Here is an 18,210-nt window from a genome sequence, read left to right as displayed (position 1 = left end):
TTTGTCCCATAGAATTCGTTTTTTGAGCGAATGAAACGCACGCATGCTGATCAAAGTTAAGACATACGCCACGATAATCATTTTCGCCTTTTTTGCGACGCAGCCTAATTTATGGTCACAAGACCTGGAAAGTGCTGAGCTTACACTTGAAGATTATTCAGATGAATTTCAAGAACATTTCTTTGAAGCTCTCAAACAAAAAGGTATTGAGAACTATGATAAGGCAATTGCATCACTCTACAAATGTAAAAAGTTGGATCCTAACAATCCTATATTGGACTATGAGCTGGGAAAAAACTATTTGAACAGCAAGAAATATGAAGAGGCAGAAGAATTTCTGCATGCCGCTGTCTTAAAGGAACCAGAGAACGAGTGGTTTCTTAGAGGATATTACAAACTACAGGTCGCGACGGGCAATCTGGCCAAAGCCGCCGAATTAGGAAAGCAGGTCGTTGCGATGAACCCGAGGTTCAAAGAGAGTTTGGCTCGATTATACTTGAGAACTAAGGATTACGATACAGCTCTGAAATTGCTACAAGAACTAGATGACACCTATGGTAAAAGCCAATCCAGAGATGCACTTCGCTTTCAAGTGAACAAACTTCGAGGCTTTACCGAGGTAAGTAAAAATGGCCCTTCTATTTCGACTCGATCATCAGAGAACCGAAGTGAATTGGATACCTTTATGAATCGATTGAGCGAGTTGAGAGAAAATGAGAATTATCGAGAAGCACTTCAAAAAAGTAATACTGGGCTTTCACTTTACCCTTCACAACCAAGATTGTATTATTACAATGGGTGGGCATTGAATAGAAAAGGAGAATTTCGCAAAGCAATATTTTCGTTAGAATCGGGTTTAGATTATATCATTGACGATCCAAAAATGGAAGTGCAATTCTATGAAGAACTGAGCTTCGCTTATCAAGGAATCAATGACCAGAAGAATGCAAGGCAATATTTGAGAAAAGCCGAAAAAACCAAGAAAAGGATTCAATGAAAAAACACATAGATCTGTTCAGCTCAAGGATACTTATCTTTTGCGGGCAGCTGACTATCCTTGCCATGACCATTGTGCTCATTGCTGGCTGCGGAGCAAACAAGGCCATTACTGCCAAAGGAACCTTACAACCTTTGACGACAAAGAAAATCGTTAAAAATCATTACAAGAATCAGATCGACTTCACAACAATCACTGCTAAGGTCAAGGCTAGGTATGAAGATCAACGGCAATCGCAAAGCATCAGTGTCAACCTTAGAATGGAAAAGGATGAGGTGATATGGCTGAGCGCTTCAGTATTAATTCCAGTCGCAAAAGTAATGATCACCAAGGACCGTGTGAGCTTTTACGAAAAGGTGAACAAAACGTTCTTCGATGGTGATTTTTCTTTTTTAAGCGAAGTGGTCGGAACCGATCTGGATTTCGAAAAGGTTCAGAATCTATTGCTGGGACAGGCGATATTTGACCTGCGGAAAGAACGTTTCGACAGCGACTCGGACACTAAAAACTATGTTTTGATGCCCGAGAAGGAAATGGCGCTCTTCAATAGGATGTTTAAGCTAGAACCATTGCACTTCAAAATGAGTGAACAACGCTTAGAACAGCCCGAGGAAAACAGAAGGGTCAGAGTGAGTTATCCGAGCTATCAAGATATTCAAGGGCGAATTCTTCCAAAAGAGATCTTGGTCGAATCGCTAGATGGCAGCAATATGACACGTATAGAGATCGATTATCGCAGTGTAAAGTTTAACGAGAAGTTGTCTTTTCCATTCAAGATTCCAAAAGGTTATGATGAAATAGCCGTCAAATGACCAAATTATCACTGAGACATATAAGGTATGTAGGTAGGTCTCTGCTTTTGTTAGCGATGATACTCGTTTCCAATGACATGATCGCCCAAAGTGCAAAGCAGCGAAAACTCGAATCCAGACGTAGAGAGCTTCAAAAGGAGATCGAGCAAATAAACAAGCTGTTATTTACTAATCAGTCCGAAAAGAAATCTGCACTGTCAGAGGTTGAGGATCTTGACCAAAAGATCCGTGTGCGCCAAGAACTGATCAAGGTGACCAACCAGCAAGCCAATTATCTAATTAGGCAGATAGGAAGCAACCAAAAGAATATTTCAAGATTGCGTGAAGAGCTAAAACTACTGAAGGAAGACTACGCCAAAATGATTCAACGATCATATCGAAGTAAGTCTAACAAGAGTAGGGTGATGTTCTTGCTCTCTTCTGAAAACTTTCTTCAAGCATATAAGCGAATGGAGTATATGAAGCAGTATGCTGCTTATCGAAAAAGCCAAGGAGAGGCGATACAGACCAAGACTGCCGACCTACAAAAGTTGAATCAACAATTATTGGTACAGAAGAAAGAGAAAGAGGCACTGGTTGCAGAGAATCGAAAAGAGCAGAAGAAGCTTCAGAAGGAACGTTCGCAATTGCAAGGACTCATCGCAGCACTAAAAAGCAAAGAAGGCGTGTATGCCGCTCAGATCAGAGAAAAAGAGGCTGAAGAGGCAAGGATCGATAGAGAAATTGACCGCTTGATCAAGGAGGCCATTGCAGAGGCCAATAAGAAAGCAGGAAAATCTGGAAACAGTAAAAGCTTTGCCCTCACTCCGGCGGCGAAAGCGTTGGCAGATAATTTTACAGCAAACAAAGGGAAACTTCCGTGGCCAGTAAAAGAGGGCGTGGTCACTTTTAAATTTGGTAAACATCCGCACCCTATCGTTAAGACGGCCACCAAGAATAGCAATGGAGTTGAAATCACAACCTCAAAAGGAGCTAAGGCCAAAGCGGTTTTCGAAGGAGAGGTCTCTAAAGTTGCTAGTGTAAAAGGTGCAAACCCTTGGGTGATGATCCGTCACGGAAATTATATTACCATCTATCGGAATCTTTCGAAGATATACGTTAAAAAAGGTGATAAGGTGGCTACCAATGAAGAGATCGGAGAGGTCTTCACCAATAATTCCAGCGGAAAGACAGTATTAAAGTTTAGTATCTTTAAGAACACTTCTCCACAAGACCCCGCAGGATGGATCTATAAGATGTGATCATTTATTCTAAATTTGAGGTCAGGTTGGTAGCGTAGAGTTAGGCCGCTCAACAGTCACTTAGACAATTATATTCCAAATGAAGAAACAACTTGGAAAATTTCTAAATCAACTCCTCGGTAGATTAGGATATACCCTTGTCAAAGCTGATGGTGCTCTACTAAAGAATAGGTTGCAAAACATGGCGCGTCTGGGTTTCGAGGCTCCGGTAATTCTAGATGGTGGAGCACATAAAGGAAATTGGACCAAAATGGTGAGCAAGATCTTCCCCGATTCCAAGTATATCCTTGTGGAGCCTAACCCCACTGTTTTTTCCAAGATTCGAGAGAATCTCAAAGGGCAAGATCTAGAATATACTGTGGTCGAGAAAGCCTTGGGAGCAACCAGCGGACATTTGGAGCTTAATATTTGGGAAGATGCCGACAAGGAACTTACGGGCTCTTCTCTATGCACTCATGTCCGTGGAACGGCGACTAAAACGCTGCGTTGCGAAGTAGCTCCTTTGGATACCCTCATCGATGTCTATAACGAAACACCCAATCTCGTAAAGTTAGATTTACAAGGTTATGAGATAAATGCTTTGAAAGGAGCAGAAAAAATACTCCGATCAGCAGAATTGCTCATAATAGAATTTGGATGTTTGGAAGCCTATATCGATAGAACCTCGGTAGACGAATTGATGGATTTCTTATACGAACGAGATTATCGTCTCTACGATATCGTTGATCTTCACTATAGGCCCTATGATAAAGCACTCACCGGAGGTGATTTCTTTTTTATTAAGAAGAACAGTAAGTTAAGAGCATATAGCGGATGGGAATGAGGATTCGAACGCGCCTATTTAAGTCATGTTTCGGTTCGATGCCATTGTTTCAAGTTGAGGCTATCGATTTTTACAGCCGCCTACGGTTTTCTTTAGAATTGTCGTAGAAATCTAATGGAATTTCTAACCGAGTAAAAATAAGTCATACCTTAGTCAAAACAAATAAACCAACTAACCGTCATGAAACAGTTAAAGACGTTGTTCGCATTACTATTTTTATTGACCGCACCAAGCATCGTTTCTGCTCAGCAGTTCAAAGTGGGTCACATCAATGTTCAACAATTGCTAAGCGAGATGCCTGAAATGAAAGCCGCTCAGGCCGAACTTAAAAAGTTAGAGACCACTTTTACGGCAGACCTCCAAAGTTCTTTTCAAGAGTTTCAGCAAAAGGCCAAACTTTATGAGTCGGAGGCATCTGGTAAGACACAGGAAGAAAATGAAAAGCGAGCAATTGAGCTTCAGAACATAGAGAGAAATTTGGGAGAAGCGAGACAGACGGCCTCACAAGAATTACAAAAGAAGCAGGCCGAATTGTATCAGCCAATCCTAAAAAAGGCCAATGATGTCGTTATCAAAGTGGCCAGGGCACAAGGATTGCTATATGTGCTAGATGTTTCTCCAGGCGGCGGTGTTATATTAGCCGATGGGAAAGACCTCTACAACGATGTAAAGAGAGAACTCGGGTTCTAGCCGGAAAAGGAATTAAGCATCGATAAACAACGCCTTCAGCTCCGTAGCGTCCTTCGGCTGCATCTTGCCAGCTAGGACGAGGCTCAATTGTTTCCTTCTCAAAGCTGCATCGAAACGCTCCTTTTCAAGATCGGTCTCTGGAACTAATGCAGGAACCTTGACGGGTGCTCCCGTATCGTCTACTGCAACGAAAGTATAGATAGCCTCATTTGCTTTTGTGCGTCGACCAGATTCGCGGTCTTCGATCCAAACGTCGATAAAGATCTCCATAGAACTTTTGAAGGCTCTTGAGACGTTGGCCTCCACGGTAACAACACTGCCCAAAGGAATGGCCCTGTTGAAGGCCACATGATTCACCGAAGCGGTAACGACGATTCTTCTGCTATGGCGACGTGCTGAAATACTCGCTGCACGATCCATTCGAGCTAAAAGCTCACCACCAAAAAGATTGTTCAAGGGGTTGGTCTCACTCGGCAAGACCAGATCTGTCATTATAGAGCGTGATTCGCTAGGCGTCTTTGATTGCATATAAACAAATTTCCTGCAAAAGTACGCTGTTCATCTCAAAATAAACAATAAAATCGCTTCCGAAGATAGCTGCTATGAAAAGAAGCGTTAGAGTATAGGTTGCTCCTTTATTTGGTCACTAGAAGCCATGCATCTCGTGTTTCCGTCCGCTTGATCTTTCGAAGCGCTTTCAAGGCTTCGAGGCGATCGGAGAAACTGGCGTAGGATACCTGGTGTAAATTGTAACGATTTTTACCAATACGTTCGGCATTATATCCCTTTCTGATCAGTTGTCTCACTTTCTTGTCGGCATTGGCCTCAATTCTAAAAGCACCTGCGACAATATGATAATGCGGTTCCTCTTTTACAACATTCAATTCCAATGATGGTAAAGCGCCTATATCAAAGGTCGCTTCTTGTACCTTTTGTTCTACAAGGGTCTTTGCCTTCTCTTCTTGTATCAATTGCTGCTCTTGCTGATAGGAATTTAACTCGCTGTATCCAAAAGTTCCTAGCATCAAGGCGATTGCGGCCACCGCTGCGTATTGCAAATAGGGACGTCTGCTTCGTTTTTCGGGAGTAAAAGCAATCGGGGTGGTTTCTTCCAATACCTCCACCTCTTCTTTAAGCAGTTCTCTTTCGACAGTAGTAGCAGGCACTTGCACTTTTACCTCACGAGAAATAGGAAGCGAAACAAAAGATGCCAGACCAAAAGATTCAGTGAGGAAATTGACCTGCTGTGAAGGCTCAAATTGCATCTTCTCCTCTTCATTTAGTCGCAAAGATCCAATATTCTTCAATTCGAGCTCATCATTTTCCAAGGCTTGTCTCCAACGTTCCACACACTTGGCAATTTTTTTGAGCGCCTTCTCATAAGAGATGTTCTCGGCTTTAGAGACGTACTTGCCTAAAAGACCATCGTTCGCCTTTAATTGTTCATTGAAGGAGATTGCCTTGGAGGGTGGGTAGAATGCATTGGTGATCGTATGTATCTGCGCTGGCTTTCTATGGGTCAAAAATGAACCAAATTCAGGAACGGTGACGCATTGGTAACGATATAAGAGGTCACTGATATACTTTTCAAGTCTCATAGAAACAAAGGTAGTATTTTTTAAAATCGAAGTGATTTTGTGATAGATATTTTATTAACATCTGCATTTTCTGTTATTTTTATATTGAAAATCAATACTTTACATGACAGATAACGAATTGCTTGCTATTTTGGCGCTACAGAAAGTTCCAAAAATTGGAGACGCTACCGCTAAACGATTGATCGCACATTGTGGCAGTGCCAGTTCAGTATTTACTCATAAGAAAGTACAACTTGCCAAGCTCAATGGAGTTGGGCAGACCATGCTGAAAGACCTGCACTTGAAGAGCCATTTTGAAGCGGCCGAAGAGGAATTGCGTTTTATTCGGGACTACAAAATAGCCTACTCTTACTTCACAGATAACGATTACCCACAAGGATTAAAGCATTGTATCGATGGCCCTATCCTCTTGTTTCAGTCTGGAAACATCGACCTGAAGAACAAACGAATCATCAGCATCGTTGGTACGCGCCAGGCAACCAACTATGGAATGCATTTCTGTCAAGACCTGATAGAGGAATTGGCACCGCTTAATCCAGTAATTGTGTCGGGTTTTGCCTATGGGGTGGATATCATTGCTCATAGGGCGGCGTTAGAGCACAAACTTCAGACGATAGGATGCTTGGCGCATGGGTTAAATCAGATATATCCTAAAGTACATAAAAAGTATGTTGCCGATATTGAGAGCAATGGAGGATTTGTTACAGATTTTTGGAGCAGTGATGGCTTTGATAGGAATAATTTTTTGAAACGAAATCGAATCATTGCAGGACTTTCTGAAGCGACCATTGTTATAGAATCAGCAGAAAAGGGAGGTAGTTTGGTGACGGCGGATATCGCTAATTCATACGATAGAGAAGTCTTTGCCGTTCCAGGTAGGACCACAGACAAGTTCAGCAAAGGCTGCAATAACTTGATCAAGCATCAACGTGCCCATATCCTTACCTCGGCGGCGGACCTGATATATATGCTGGGATGGGAGTTGAAATCGAATAAGCCACTGCCAATCCAAAAAAAGCTATTTGTAGAGTTAAATAATGAGGAAAAAGCCATCTTTAGGATCGTAAAGGATAAGGGGAAAGTATTACTCGATCATATCGCACTCGAGACAGAACTTCCTCCAAACGTTGTCGCATCCAATTTGCTTTCTATGGAACTCAAGGGCATAGTAAGGCCACTTCCTGGGAAACAATTTGAGTTGGTTTGACCACGCTCTTAACAGCAATCACAACTTATATTTCTTGTTTAAATCGAATATGTTTAGCTTGCTCCTTTAGTAGGACCCCCAAAAAATGTAGGCGATGAGAATCTTCTATAGATATGCTCTAACTGCGTGTATTGTCATAGCAGCTTTAGCGAACCTTTATTTTGGTTTCCAAATAGATTATATCAACTCTGTTTATAGTGAAAGCGCAGTACTGTTATTGATGCTGCTTTGTTATATGACCTTAAATGCTGAAAGGAACATCTGCTTGATAAGCATTTTATCTCTTTTCATCCTGTCCAATGTAATCGAGTATGTTGATTATCTTTCTGGAAATCAACTTAATTTTTTCGCATATTTTATGGGTAATCTCGCGTTTCTTGGTGGGATATTGCTAATTTTTTTCAATATCATCAAAGAAACCAGTTTTGAATTAATTTATGGAAATTATATGTGGTTGATATTGACCATCATCGGTATTGACGCATTTATAATGTACCAGCTTATTTATTTGAGCATTCAGTATGGACTAGATAGCAGTCATTTGTTCTTTGGGTCAATTTTCGTATTTCTTAAGATGATGCTATTTAGCGTAGGAATCATTTACTACCTAGCAAACAAAAACAAGTCACGCAAAGCATCGTTTTTGGTGATCACCTTTGGCTTTTACTTTTTGCAAGACCTCACCGAGGTAATTCAATATCTGTTCTTTATGACCAATCGGCTATCTGGTCTTGGGCTACTGCAAAGTGGATTCGCTTTAATTGCCCTTTTCTTTCTCTACCTTTTTTTCGCAATGCCAAAGGGCAGTATCGATCAATGGAAATGATTGAAAGACAATCATTTTTTTAAAGAAATCGCAAGCTATTTGACAGATTCATCGAAAAATTATGCATTTTACAGGGATTCTTTCTTTTTTTTGAAGATGTGATCTACATTGAGAATCAAGCAACCCAATCTTTAACCACTATGAATGCTATTTTCAAGTACTGCATCCTGGGATTGATGTCACTAGCCGGCATTTCAAGCTTATATTTTAGTTTACTTCAAGAATTTGATAAATCGACAAAAGCAAATTGTTTATTGTTGATCGCTATGATCGCATATCATTTGCTTTTTGGCAAGAGAAAGAACATCTTACTGATCAAGGTCCTATCCTTATTTTTAGCCTCGAGTGTCGTCAGCGTTGCATCAGAATATTTTCCTGATGCCAGTTTATGGTTTCAACATGCAGGTAATTTACTGGTGATCGCGGCCATTGTATTAATTCTTTTTAAGATCGTAAAAGAAACAGAGGCGTTGCTGGTCGTTGATAAATACTTATGGCTTATTTTTCTCATCATTGCTGTGGATGCCTATATCATCTATGAGATCACAGGATTGATAGTAAAATTCGACTTGAGTTTTAACCATCTATTCACTGGATTTTCTTATCCGATAGTCAAGCTCATCGTCTTAAGTGTGGCCTTTGTCTATTATTTGGCCAATGCCAATAAGTACAGACGCGCTAATTTTCTGGTGATCGCCGTATTTGGTTATTTTCTACAAGACGTAGTGGAAGGCGCACAGTATCTATTGTTCGTTAATGATGCACTTCCTGGTCTGAACCTATTGAGCACAGGATTCTTTATGCTAGGTCTTTGGTTCTTTTATCTCTATTGCACCAAACCCAAAATCGCTTTTGAAGGGTAGTACCGTCTAATTGAAAAGAATAGAAGCGTTATCTAATACCCTACCTTGGACCGGACTCTGGAGAGTACCTCATCGGCGATCTTTTTAGCTTTTTCCGCGCCATAGGCCAATGCCTTGTCAATCTCATCCGTGTTATTCATGTAGTGATCGAATCGAGCGCGTTGTTCTGAGAATTTGTCAACGAGGAGTTCGTAAAGTGCCTGCTTTGCATGCCCATAGCCATAACCACCATTTTCATAGTTAGATTTCATGGTAGCGATGTCGTTGCTGCCGGCGACCAACTTATAAAGTCCAAAAACATTACAGCTACTCCAATCCTTGGGTGCTTCCAACGGGGTGCTGTCCGTTTCGATATTCATGATTTGTTTTCTCAGCTTTTTATCTGGCAAAAACAGATTGATAATATTGCCTTTGCTTTTGCTCATTTTTGAGCCATCAGTGCCTGGAACGTACATGGTCTCTTCTTGTACTTTAGCTTCAGGAATCACAAATGTTTCGCCCAGCTGCCTGTGAAATCTTCCCGCCACATCTCTTGTCATTTCAAGATGCTGTAATTGGTCCTTCCCGACGGGAACGATCTCTGCATCGTACAACAAGATATCTGCAGCCATAAGCATAGGATACGAAAAAAGCCCAGCATTCACATCCTCAAGGCGGTCGGCCTTGTCCTTAAAAGAATGCGCCAAGGTAAGGCGTTGATAGGGAAAGAAACAACTTAGATACCAAGATAGCTCGGTAACTTGAGGAATATCACTTTGTCTATAAAAAAAGGTCTTTTCGATATCTAACCCAAAAGCCAACCATGCCGCTGCTGTGGCATAGGTGTTTTGCCTAAGGGTCGCTCCGTCCTTGATCTGTGTTAACGAATGTAGGTCTGCGATAAACAAAAAGGAGTCATTGTTAGGATTTTTTGCCATTTCTATAGCCGGGATGATGGCCCCTAAAAGATTTCCGAGATGTGGAGTGCCAGTGCTTTGCACACCTGTGAGTATTCTAGCCATAAAGGACGGATGATTTCAAATTTCAGCAAAGGTAAATGTTTTGAGAAAAGAATCACACAATTGCGTATTTTTGGCGACATGATTCGCTTTTTTCAAAGTATTTTATATGTTCTCTGGCGTATATGGTTCTATGTCCTTGTGGCGCTCCCAATAGTCGTGATGTTTCCCTTTCTCTTGGTCTTGTCCTCTCGAGAGAAGTGGTATCCACAATTTTTTTGGCTGGCAAGAAATGTCTGGGCCAATGTAATTTTATACGGAATGGGGTTTTACCCTATGATCAGTCGTTTGGAAACACTAGAAAGAGGCAAAAGTTATATGTTGGTCTCTAATCATACGAGCATGACAGATATCATGTTGATGCTCAAAGCTTCAAAAAATCCTTTTGTGTTTGTTGGAAAGAAGGAATTGGTGAAAATTCCGATCTTTGGGTTTTTCTATAAGCGTGTTTGTATCATGGTGGATCGCAGCAGTGCCCGAAGCCGATCTGGGGTATACAAGAGAGCCAAGGCGCGTTTGGATAATGGCCTTAGCATCTGTATCTATCCTGAAGGTGGCGTCCCTAATGAGGATATGCTGATGGATGAATTCAAAGATGGTGCATTTAGACTGGCCATCGAATATCAAATACCTATTGTACCTATGGCTTTCGTGGATAACAAAGCACGGTTCCCTTTTGCCTTTTTTAAGGGCAGTCTAGGAAAGATGAGGGCCGTTGTTTTACCTTTTATTTCCACAGAAGGATTGAGCGTGGCCTCAAGAGAGGATACCACTAGACTAAAAAACAAGACGCGCGAGGTGATCTTCGAAAAACTGAGCGAATTTCAGCATCAAAAATAAGAGAGGCGACTCTATCGAGTCGCCTCTTAAGGCATCATAACACTGCTTTTTGAGCAATAATCAACCTAACCAACTAAAAAAACCTAAAACTTAAAACTAAAACCTGTATACACTCCTAGGATATAGGGTTTAAAACCACCCTGATTATCAGAGAAAGAATTGAGTTGATATTTGAACATCGGTTCCAGGCTAAGCTGGAACTGATTGGATATACTGTAGTCGACACCCACACCGAAGTTGGTCGAAAAACTGACCTCGTTGAGATTATTGGCCTCTCCCATTTCTGTTGAAAAATTATCGGCCTCTAAAGTAATTTCATTATCAGTTAAAAATAATGTGCTCGCGCCCGCGATGAGGTTAATTCCCAGTTTGTTACCAACAACACGATATTTTATCTCTAAAGGCACTTCTAAATAGCCCATTTGCTGATTCATCGCCCCATCAAAGGCGGTGGCATCAATAGCACCCAATTCTGCAAAGGATTCTGTACTGGATATAACAGCTGCGCCGCGATCCGCAATGGCCATTGTGGCAAGTGAGCCATCATAGGTAATGGTAGAAATGGTGGTAGGAGCCACTGTAGGCGCAAATGAAATGTCATTGGTAGTATATCCCACGGTCACCTTGTTAATTCCCGAGCGTACGCTAAGACGGTCTGTGACGTTGTAGGCCACGTTAACACCATAACTTAAATTGACATCGCCATTTTTTCCGTTGTCACTAAATTGGGAATGTATCGGAGAACCTTCACCGATAGTATTGTAATATACTGGGGCCACAACAGGATTGACACTCCATTTTTTGTCATTATTGTTAGCCGCAATGGCTTCTTTTTCAGAATTCATAGTCTCTAACTCCTTTTCACTGATCACATCGAATAAAGATTTCTTTTTAGAAATTTCCGTGATGTCCTCTTCAGCTTCTCTTTCGGGAGTTATATCTTTCAATTTTTCGGATTCTACGATATCTGTTTTGACTATGGTCTTTTGCGTATTAGGCAATTCGGTGCTCAAAAATTCACGCTTTTCTTGGTTTTGATATAAAAGCGGAATATTGTTCTTGGCCAAGGCATCTTTAGTGACGGGAGCTATGGCCTTGTCTGTGGTAAGATTTTTCTTTTCGTTTTGAAAGTTTGTAGGAGTATTTTGCTTTTCATGCCGTTTCTGGGTATCGTTGTCGATACCGACAATAGCATCTTTTTCCTGTTGCTTTTGAAGTGGAGCCCTACCCCGTTGCTCTATTTTTTGATCGATCTCAGCTTCCAGTGATGGCTCATTCTTGTCTTGAGAGACAACAGGCTTGTTATTAGGTTCTAAAATAGGTGTTGCCAGCTCTGTTTTTGAAGAAGGAACTTCTTCGTCAATTTTTTCTTTTTCTTCAGTACTGGCAACACCATTCGTTGTAGCTTCTTCGTCTATGGTTATACCGTTGTTTGGCGATGCTTCTGTTCCTGTACCACTATCACGGGCACTGGGATCAGATGCGGCGTCACTCGTATTTTTAACATCTGTAATCGGTGTATTACTATCAAAATCTGTTTTGGTATCAAAGTCGTAGCCAATCATAAAAAGAAGGGCCAATACGGCGGCGACACCACCTAGTTTCAACCAAAGAGGGATGATCCGTCTCTTTCGTTTTTTTTCTTGAAGCGTGGCTTCGATATTTTCCCACACGCGATCTTCAGGAACAACCTCAAAATCTTTGAAGCGTTCTTGAAACAGTCTATCTATATTTTTCTGATCACCCATTTATAACGAGTTTACATTTTTTTTTTCGAGCGCTTGATGCGCTATGATCTTTTCTTTCAAAATTGCTCTACCTCTTGCCAAATTGGATTTTGAGGTTCCCTCACTGATGTTGAGCATGTCGGCTATTTCTTTGTGAGAATAGCCATCCAACACGTAGAGGTTAAAAACCAGACGATATCTATCTGGTAATTCCTGGATTATCTTCAATAAAAAATCCAAGGAAAGATGGTTCTCATCGACTTCAAGGGAGGTTTCTTCTTCAATTTGATTTTCATTCACCAGATTGAAAACGCCCTGGCCACGATATTTTTGAAGCACAGTATTGATCGTAATTCGTCGCAACCAACCCTCAAACGAGCCTTTGCTTTGATATTGTTTTATCTTACTAAAAATAGTGATGAAACTATCTTGTAAATTATCCTCTGCTTCACTCTTATTCCTTGAATATTTGAGGCAAGTAGAAAAAAGCTTGTTCGCAAATAAGCGATATAGTTCCTCTTGCGCCTTACGGTCACCTTTCTTACACTGTTGTATGAGTCTTTCTAAACTCAAGATGGTTTGTTGGTGGTTGAATGTTAAGATTACTCTATAACGGGCACTTCGATTATTAAAAATAGGTCTTCACCGTTGTCATCTTTCCCTTGCCAAAATCGAAAGGTATACGTACCGGTGTAAACGACCGAAAAATCGAAAGTGAAATCCCTAAGTTCGTCTGTCAGTTCGGTGCAATCAGCACTGTTCGCCACAGTATTTATAACGGCCACCGTACGTTGCAACTGAGAATCTCGAGAAAAAGAAACATCGAAAAATCCGTGACAGGTGGAAGGACGAAAATAGTTTAGAGTAATCTGATGTGTTTCGTTGAGCATAAAAGTATCTGGCATCTCTACCGATACTATAGGAACAAACTCAAATGTAAAATCATTTGAATCATCGTCCAAACTACAGGAAGACACAAAAATGGTCAAAGCTAAAAGGGCAATTATTTTTTTCATGATATAACTATTACTTTTTATAGATGCATCACCATACAAAAGGTTGCTTATATAATCAAAAAAATCCCGTAATGGGATTTTTAAGTAAGGCTTTCTTATTCAGCTAAGATTTTTATGGCTTCTTTAATTTTGCCTTCTAGCTCTTCCAAGAGCTCTGGATTGTCTTGGAGCAGCGTTTTCACCGCATCGCGTCCCTGCCCGATCTTGGTGTCTCCATAGCTAAACCAAGAACCACTTTTCTTAATGATCTCATAATCCACACCCAGATCGATGATCTCGCCAATTTTAGAGATGCCTTCTCCGTACATGATATCAAACTCGACCTGTCTAAATGGAGGTGCCACCTTGTTCTTTACAACTTTTACACGAGTTTTGTTCCCCGCGACCTCGCCATTGGTATTCTTTATTTGTGTGGACCGTCTAATGTCCAATCGCACGGAGGCATAAAACTTCAGTGCATTACCACCTGTAGTGGTTTCAGGATTTCCAAACATGACCCCTATCTTTTCTCTCAACTGGTTAATGAAGATCACCGTGCAATTGGTCTTACTTATGGTAGAGGTAAGTTTTCTTAGGGCTTGAGACATTAGTCGTGCGTGCAAGCCCATTTTAGAATCACCCATTTCTCCCTCGATCTCACTTTTTGGCGTCAGTGCTGCAACCGAGTCGATAATTACAATATCGATAGCGCCAGAGCGAATTAGGTTGTCAGCGATCTCTAGGGCCTGTTCTCCGTGATCTGGCTGCGATATAATTAAATTGTCAATATCTACTCCAAGCTTTTCTGCATAAAAACGGTCAAATGCATGCTCAGCATCAATAAAGGCCGCAATTCCGCCTGCCTTTTGTGCTTCCGCAATGGCATGCAAGGTCAATGTGGTCTTTCCAGATGATTCTGGACCAAAAATTTCTATGACCCTTCCTCTGGGATAACCTCCTACGCCTAGTGCGAGGTCCAAACCAAGTGAACCAGTAGGAATGACCTCGACCTCCTCGACCACAGAATCACCTAATTTCATCACTGCACCCTTACCGTAGGCCTTATCTAGTTTATCTAATGTGAGTTTTAATGCTTTTAATTTTGCATCTTTTTCAGAGCTCATATACTTTTAAATATTTCAGAATTGAATAATAAAGCTAAAATACTACTTCTTTCACAGCGCCCCAAAATTATGACGCAACCTTTTCGTAGTTGCAGTATCTAATTAGGGAAAGCAATGATTACCCTCTTTATGAGGACAAACAAGAAAATAATAGTTTTTAAAACATTTGTGATCCAAACGCTCAATGGATTACTTGATGGTGGCTAGCTTCGTTATTGATTGTACATAGAAATGTAATAAAATTAATAACGAATTAGCTAGTAAAAGAGCCGCAAACCTGTGGCTCTTTTATTTTTTGATAGGACCCAATGCCCATTTTGCAACCGAAGGTCAACTAACTCCGAATATAGTTCAAGGGTCTAATTTCGTGAATAGCATTTAACCCACTTTCAACTTCCGTGCAAATCCAGAGAAAATCCTATATTTGCCGCACCTTAATTGATTCTTTTTAACTTAAACTATTGGTATAGCATGCAACTGTACAATACATTAAGTGCAAAAGAAAGAGCGGCGTTAATTGAAGAGGCCGGCAAAGAGCGCCTCACACTCTCTTTCTATCAATATGCACATATCGGAAATCCCGAAATTCTAAGAAATCATCTGTTTATCACTTGGGACAAGCTAGACGTTCTCGGTAGGATCTATGTGGCCAAGGAAGGGATCAATGCCCAACTTTCCGTGCCCGCCGAAAATTTTGAAGCTTTCAAGGAGCATTTGGATAGCATCTCTTTTTTGAATGGAGTTCGATTGAATATCGCCGTGGAGCAAGACAATAAATCATTCTTAAAACTTAAAGTGAAAGTACGACACAAGATCGTCGCAGATGGATTGGATGACCATACTTTCGATGTTACCGACAAGGGAGTCCACGTAGATGCAGAAGGATTCAACAAATTGCTGGACGATCCAAATACCGTCTTGGTAGACATGCGCAATCACTATGAAAGTGAGATAGGTCATTTTAAAGGAGCCATCACTCCAGATGTAGATACCTTTAGAGAATCATTGCCCATCATCGAAGATGATTTAAAAGCGCATAAGGAAGATAAGAACCTGGTCATGTATTGTACTGGTGGTATTCGATGTGAGAAGGCCAGCGCCTATTTCAAGCATAAAGGATTTAAGAAGGTATTTCAACTGGAGGGTGGTATCATCGAATACACCCGACAGGTTGAAAATAAAGACCTTGAGAACAAATTCATAGGAAAGAACTTCGTATTTGATGAGCGACGTGCCGAACGAATTTCTGAAGACATCATCGCCAATTGTCATCAATGCGGAAAACCATGCGACACTCATATAAATTGTGCCAATGAAGGCTGCCACCTCTTATTTATTCAATGCGAGGAATGTGCAGAAAAGATGAATCATTGTTGTTCGGAAGACTGCAAGGACATCGTAGCACTTCCTTATGAAGAGCAAAAATCACTGAGAAAGGGAAAGAAGGCCAGTAATAAGATCTTTAAAAAAGGACGATCCTCCGTCCTGAAGTTTAAGAGCTGATCATAGTTTCAACCACCTGCAAAGGTGGTTTTTTTTATGCCTATTGTCCAAAACAATATTTTAATTTACCCCTATTAAATAGTATATTTACCAAATTGTATTAATGGTTATTAACGGATACAACCATCGACAAGATCAACTATTCAGATAGGTCGATGTTCCACTATATATAATAAGAATGGGATGTACCAGTTGTTCTACAGGTAAAGACGGACAACCTAGAGGTTGCAAGAATAACGGCACTTGTGGCTCCGATGGATGTAATAAACTCACAGTTTTCGATTGGTTATCAAACATGGCATTGCCAAATGGTCAAAAACCTTTTGATTGCGTCGAAGTAAGATTCAAAAATAGCAGAAAGGCGTTTTTTAGAAATACGGAGAACTTATCCTTAAGTATTGGTGATGTTGTTGCTACCGAGGCATCCCCAGGACACGACGTTGGTATCGTAACACTGACGGGCGAGTTGGTAAAGGTGCAAATGAAGCACAAAAAAGTATCGCTCGACTCTGACGAGATCAAGAAAATATACCGAAAAGCCTCGCAAAGAGATGTAGAAATATGGTCGGCATCTAGAAATAAGGAAGCGGAAGTTCAAAAACGTGCAAGGGAACTGGCCATACGGCTTGGATTGGAGATGAAGATCTCTGATGTCGAGTTTCAAGGCGACGGGTCTAAGGCGACCTTCTACTATACTGCCGAGGGGCGTGTCGATTTTCGTCAACTCATAAAAGACATGGCCAAGGCTTTCAATATTCGTATCGAAATGCGGCAAATAGGATACCGACAGGAAGCTGCCAGATTGGGAGGTGTGGGTTCATGCGGAAGAGAACTGTGTTGCTCTACATGGCTTACAGATTTCAGATCGGTGAGTACGGCTGCAGCTCGATATCAGCAACTTTCATTAAATCCTCAAAAGCTTGCAGGTCAATGCGGAAAGCTAAAATGCTGTCTCAATTTTGAGTTGGATGCTTACTTGGATGCGCTGAAATCTTTTCCAAAAGCAGATACCAAGGTGATGACTGCAAAAGGAAAAGCAGTATGCCAAAAGATCGACATCTTTAAAGGATGGATGTGGTTCGCCTACGAAGGTGAATGGATGAACTGGTACAAGTTAAAGACCTCTCATGTTCACGAGATCTTAGAGCTTAATGCCAAAAATGAACCTGTGCCAAGCCTGGAAGAATATGCCTCAGAGTTAGAGGAAGATACCAAAATCGACTTTGAGAACGTTGTAGGACAAGATAGTCTTACGCGATTTGATCGTCCGAAACGAAAAAAGAGCCGGAGAAAGAATCAAGGAAGAGGAGGACAACAGGCAACAAAAGGTCAGCGAGGAAAATCTAAAGGGAATCGACCTCAAAAAGAAAGCAGCGGAGCAACAAAGGATCAACAACAAAAGCAGCAGAAAGGCGGAGGCAATCAAAAGAAACGAAGACCTAACAAAAACCAAAGAAGAAATAAAGCCAGACAACAGGGAGATAAAAATGAATAGGACATTTCTATGGATGGCCATAGCCATTTTATTTATTTCCTGCGATGGGAAGCAGGTCTACGATGAGTATCATAGCTTCTCCGATGGATGGGATGCCAAAGAACAGGTGTCATTCAAGTTCGAGCAACCCGTGGAATCCGACAGATATGATCTGTTCGTAAACCTCAGAAATGACAACAGTTTTCCATTCAGCAACATTTTTCTCATCATTGAGATGAATTTTCCCGAAGGGAAAGTGATCACCGACACTTTGGAATATGAAATGGCCAGACCTGATGGCGAATGGCTTGGTAAAGGGTTCACCGATGTAAAGGAAAACAAGCTCTGGTATAAAGAAAATATCACCTTTCCCGAAGAAGGGGACTATAGCGTGACCATAAAACATGCCATGCGAAAGAATGGCGACGTGTCCGGCATCGAAAAGTTGCCGGGAATATTGGACATTGGCTTCAGAATTGAAAAAAAATAAAC

At 41.1% G+C, this 18,210-nt stretch carries 19 protein-coding genes; 12 read left to right on the top strand and 7 right to left on the bottom strand.

What is annotated here, in order from left to right; genetic code table 11:
- Positions 1 to 43: 43 nt before the first annotated feature.
- From ACFQ1M_RS12775 to ACFQ1M_RS12755, 5 genes are all read left to right on the top strand, one after another.
- Positions 44 to 997: a tetratricopeptide repeat protein gene (locus ACFQ1M_RS12775; RefSeq protein ID WP_386408800.1), complete on the top strand. Its 954-nt coding sequence runs from the start codon at positions 44 to 46 to the stop codon at positions 995 to 997.
- Positions 994 to 1,809, top strand: a complete 816-nt coding sequence (locus ACFQ1M_RS12770) for a DUF4292 domain-containing protein (RefSeq protein WP_386408798.1) — start codon at positions 994 to 996, stop codon at positions 1,807 to 1,809. The genes ACFQ1M_RS12775 and ACFQ1M_RS12770 overlap by 4 nt, the downstream gene beginning before the upstream one ends.
- The gene (locus ACFQ1M_RS12765) at positions 1,806 to 3,050 is read left to right on the top strand and encodes a murein hydrolase activator EnvC family protein (RefSeq protein WP_386408796.1); all 1,245 of its coding nucleotides are present in this window, start codon (positions 1,806 to 1,808) and stop codon (positions 3,048 to 3,050) included. The genes ACFQ1M_RS12770 and ACFQ1M_RS12765 overlap by 4 nt, the downstream gene beginning before the upstream one ends.
- A gap of 79 nt (positions 3,051 to 3,129) precedes the next feature.
- On the top strand, positions 3,130 to 3,873 hold the full coding sequence (locus tag ACFQ1M_RS12760; protein WP_386408794.1) for an FkbM family methyltransferase: 744 nt from the start codon (positions 3,130 to 3,132) through the stop codon (positions 3,871 to 3,873).
- Between the two features lie 180 nt (positions 3,874 to 4,053).
- Entirely contained in the window at positions 4,054 to 4,563 is a 510-nt protein-coding gene (locus tag ACFQ1M_RS12755; protein ID WP_386408792.1) for an OmpH family outer membrane protein, read from the top strand.
- Between the two features lie 12 nt (positions 4,564 to 4,575).
- Here ACFQ1M_RS12755 and ACFQ1M_RS12750 read toward each other — a convergent pair whose 3' ends face one another.
- Both ACFQ1M_RS12750 and ACFQ1M_RS12745 read right to left on the bottom strand, forming a co-directional pair.
- Positions 4,576 to 5,091 (bottom strand): acyl-CoA thioesterase, encoded by a 516-nt coding sequence (locus ACFQ1M_RS12750; RefSeq protein WP_386408790.1) that lies wholly within the window; start codon positions 5,089 to 5,091, stop codon positions 4,576 to 4,578.
- Between the two features lie 107 nt (positions 5,092 to 5,198).
- Positions 5,199 to 6,161 carry an HU domain-containing protein gene (locus ACFQ1M_RS12745; protein ID WP_386408788.1) on the bottom strand — a complete coding sequence of 321 codons (963 nt, stop codon included), beginning with the start codon at positions 6,159 to 6,161 and terminating at the stop codon, positions 5,199 to 5,201.
- 103 nt (positions 6,162 to 6,264) lie between these two features.
- Here ACFQ1M_RS12745 and dprA point away from each other — a divergent pair, with 103 nt between their 5' ends.
- The 3 genes from dprA (at position 6,265) to ACFQ1M_RS12730 (ending at position 9,057) form a co-directional block, all read left to right on the top strand.
- The gene (gene dprA, locus ACFQ1M_RS12740) at positions 6,265 to 7,368 is read left to right on the top strand and encodes a DNA-processing protein DprA (protein WP_386408786.1); all 1,104 of its coding nucleotides are present in this window, start codon (positions 6,265 to 6,267) and stop codon (positions 7,366 to 7,368) included.
- 94 nt (positions 7,369 to 7,462) lie between these two features.
- Positions 7,463 to 8,194 carry a hypothetical protein gene (locus tag ACFQ1M_RS12735; protein WP_386408784.1) on the top strand — a complete coding sequence of 244 codons (732 nt, stop codon included), beginning with the start codon at positions 7,463 to 7,465 and terminating at the stop codon, positions 8,192 to 8,194.
- A gap of 140 nt (positions 8,195 to 8,334) precedes the next feature.
- Positions 8,335 to 9,057, top strand: coding sequence for a hypothetical protein (locus ACFQ1M_RS12730; RefSeq protein ID WP_386408783.1), 723 nt, complete (start codon positions 8,335 to 8,337; stop codon positions 9,055 to 9,057).
- 32 nt (positions 9,058 to 9,089) lie between these two features.
- Here the strand turns inward: ACFQ1M_RS12730 and trpS are convergent, their stop codons facing one another.
- Positions 9,090 to 10,058 carry a tryptophan--tRNA ligase gene (trpS, locus tag ACFQ1M_RS12725; RefSeq protein ID WP_386408781.1) on the bottom strand — a complete coding sequence of 323 codons (969 nt, stop codon included), beginning with the start codon at positions 10,056 to 10,058 and terminating at the stop codon, positions 9,090 to 9,092.
- A 78-nt stretch (positions 10,059 to 10,136) separates the two neighbouring features.
- Here trpS and ACFQ1M_RS12720 point away from each other — a divergent pair, with 78 nt between their 5' ends.
- Positions 10,137 to 10,895, top strand: coding sequence for a lysophospholipid acyltransferase family protein (locus ACFQ1M_RS12720; RefSeq protein ID WP_386410860.1), 759 nt, complete (start codon positions 10,137 to 10,139; stop codon positions 10,893 to 10,895).
- 83 nt (positions 10,896 to 10,978) lie between these two features.
- Here the strand turns inward: ACFQ1M_RS12720 and ACFQ1M_RS12715 are convergent, their stop codons facing one another.
- From ACFQ1M_RS12715 to recA, 4 genes are all read right to left on the bottom strand, one after another.
- A complete protein-coding gene (locus ACFQ1M_RS12715; RefSeq protein WP_386408779.1) occupies positions 10,979 to 12,643 on the bottom strand; it encodes an outer membrane beta-barrel protein in 1,665 nt (554 codons plus the stop codon).
- Positions 12,644 to 13,195, bottom strand: a complete 552-nt coding sequence (locus ACFQ1M_RS12710) for an RNA polymerase sigma factor (RefSeq protein ID WP_386408778.1) — start codon at positions 13,193 to 13,195, stop codon at positions 12,644 to 12,646.
- A gap of 29 nt (positions 13,196 to 13,224) precedes the next feature.
- Positions 13,225 to 13,638, bottom strand: coding sequence for a hypothetical protein (locus tag ACFQ1M_RS12705; protein WP_386408776.1), 414 nt, complete (start codon positions 13,636 to 13,638; stop codon positions 13,225 to 13,227).
- Positions 13,639 to 13,733: 95 nt separating this feature from the next.
- Positions 13,734 to 14,741, bottom strand: a complete 1,008-nt coding sequence (gene recA, locus ACFQ1M_RS12700) for a recombinase RecA (protein WP_386408774.1) — start codon at positions 14,739 to 14,741, stop codon at positions 13,734 to 13,736.
- A gap of 471 nt (positions 14,742 to 15,212) precedes the next feature.
- Between recA and trhO the strand changes: the two genes are divergently transcribed.
- The 3 genes from trhO (at position 15,213) to ACFQ1M_RS12685 (ending at position 18,208) form a co-directional block, all read left to right on the top strand.
- Positions 15,213 to 16,244 (top strand): oxygen-dependent tRNA uridine(34) hydroxylase TrhO, encoded by a 1,032-nt coding sequence (trhO, locus tag ACFQ1M_RS12695; protein WP_386408772.1) that lies wholly within the window; start codon positions 15,213 to 15,215, stop codon positions 16,242 to 16,244.
- A gap of 178 nt (positions 16,245 to 16,422) precedes the next feature.
- Positions 16,423 to 17,739, top strand: coding sequence for a PSP1 domain-containing protein (locus ACFQ1M_RS12690; protein ID WP_386408770.1), 1,317 nt, complete (start codon positions 16,423 to 16,425; stop codon positions 17,737 to 17,739).
- Entirely contained in the window at positions 17,732 to 18,208 is a 477-nt protein-coding gene (locus tag ACFQ1M_RS12685) for a gliding motility lipoprotein GldH (RefSeq protein ID WP_386408768.1), read from the top strand. The genes ACFQ1M_RS12690 and ACFQ1M_RS12685 overlap by 8 nt, the downstream gene beginning before the upstream one ends.
- Positions 18,209 to 18,210 lie beyond the last annotated feature (2 nt).

It is taken from the genome of Sungkyunkwania multivorans, assembly GCF_042675645.1.
Lineage (GTDB): Bacteria > Bacteroidota > Bacteroidia > Flavobacteriales > Flavobacteriaceae > Sungkyunkwania > Sungkyunkwania multivorans.
This window is presented reverse-complemented; position numbering and strand designations above follow the sequence as displayed.

Bases quoted from the DNA above. Each gene is read 5' to 3' on its own strand.
- ACFQ1M_RS12775 (WP_386408800.1), top strand. From the start codon at position 44: ATGCTGATCAAAGTTAAGACATACGCCACGATAATCATTTTCGCCTTT.
- ACFQ1M_RS12770 (WP_386408798.1), top strand. From the start codon at position 994: ATGAAAAAACACATAGATCTGTTCAGCTCAAGGATACTTATCTTTTGC.
- ACFQ1M_RS12765 (WP_386408796.1), top strand. From the start codon at position 1,806: ATGACCAAATTATCACTGAGACATATAAGGTATGTAGGTAGGTCTCTG.
- ACFQ1M_RS12760 (WP_386408794.1), top strand. From the start codon at position 3,130: ATGAAGAAACAACTTGGAAAATTTCTAAATCAACTCCTCGGTAGATTA.
- ACFQ1M_RS12755 (WP_386408792.1), top strand. From the start codon at position 4,054: ATGAAACAGTTAAAGACGTTGTTCGCATTACTATTTTTATTGACCGCA.
- ACFQ1M_RS12750 (WP_386408790.1), bottom strand. From the start codon at position 5,091: ATGCAATCAAAGACGCCTAGCGAATCACGCTCTATAATGACAGATCTG.
- ACFQ1M_RS12745 (WP_386408788.1), bottom strand. From the start codon at position 6,161: ATGAGACTTGAAAAGTATATCAGTGACCTCTTATATCGTTACCAATGC.
- dprA (WP_386408786.1), top strand. From the start codon at position 6,265: ATGACAGATAACGAATTGCTTGCTATTTTGGCGCTACAGAAAGTTCCA.
- ACFQ1M_RS12735 (WP_386408784.1), top strand. From the start codon at position 7,463: ATGAGAATCTTCTATAGATATGCTCTAACTGCGTGTATTGTCATAGCA.
- ACFQ1M_RS12730 (WP_386408783.1), top strand. From the start codon at position 8,335: ATGAATGCTATTTTCAAGTACTGCATCCTGGGATTGATGTCACTAGCC.
- trpS (WP_386408781.1), bottom strand. From the start codon at position 10,058: ATGGCTAGAATACTCACAGGTGTGCAAAGCACTGGCACTCCACATCTC.
- ACFQ1M_RS12720 (WP_386410860.1), top strand. From the start codon at position 10,137: ATGATTCGCTTTTTTCAAAGTATTTTATATGTTCTCTGGCGTATATGG.
- ACFQ1M_RS12715 (WP_386408779.1), bottom strand. From the start codon at position 12,643: ATGGGTGATCAGAAAAATATAGATAGACTGTTTCAAGAACGCTTCAAA.
- ACFQ1M_RS12705 (WP_386408776.1), bottom strand. From the start codon at position 13,638: ATGAAAAAAATAATTGCCCTTTTAGCTTTGACCATTTTTGTGTCTTCC.
- recA (WP_386408774.1), bottom strand. From the start codon at position 14,741: ATGAGCTCTGAAAAAGATGCAAAATTAAAAGCATTAAAACTCACATTA.
- trhO (WP_386408772.1), top strand. From the start codon at position 15,213: ATGCAACTGTACAATACATTAAGTGCAAAAGAAAGAGCGGCGTTAATT.
- ACFQ1M_RS12690 (WP_386408770.1), top strand. From the start codon at position 16,423: ATGGGATGTACCAGTTGTTCTACAGGTAAAGACGGACAACCTAGAGGT.
- ACFQ1M_RS12685 (WP_386408768.1), top strand. From the start codon at position 17,732: ATGAATAGGACATTTCTATGGATGGCCATAGCCATTTTATTTATTTCC.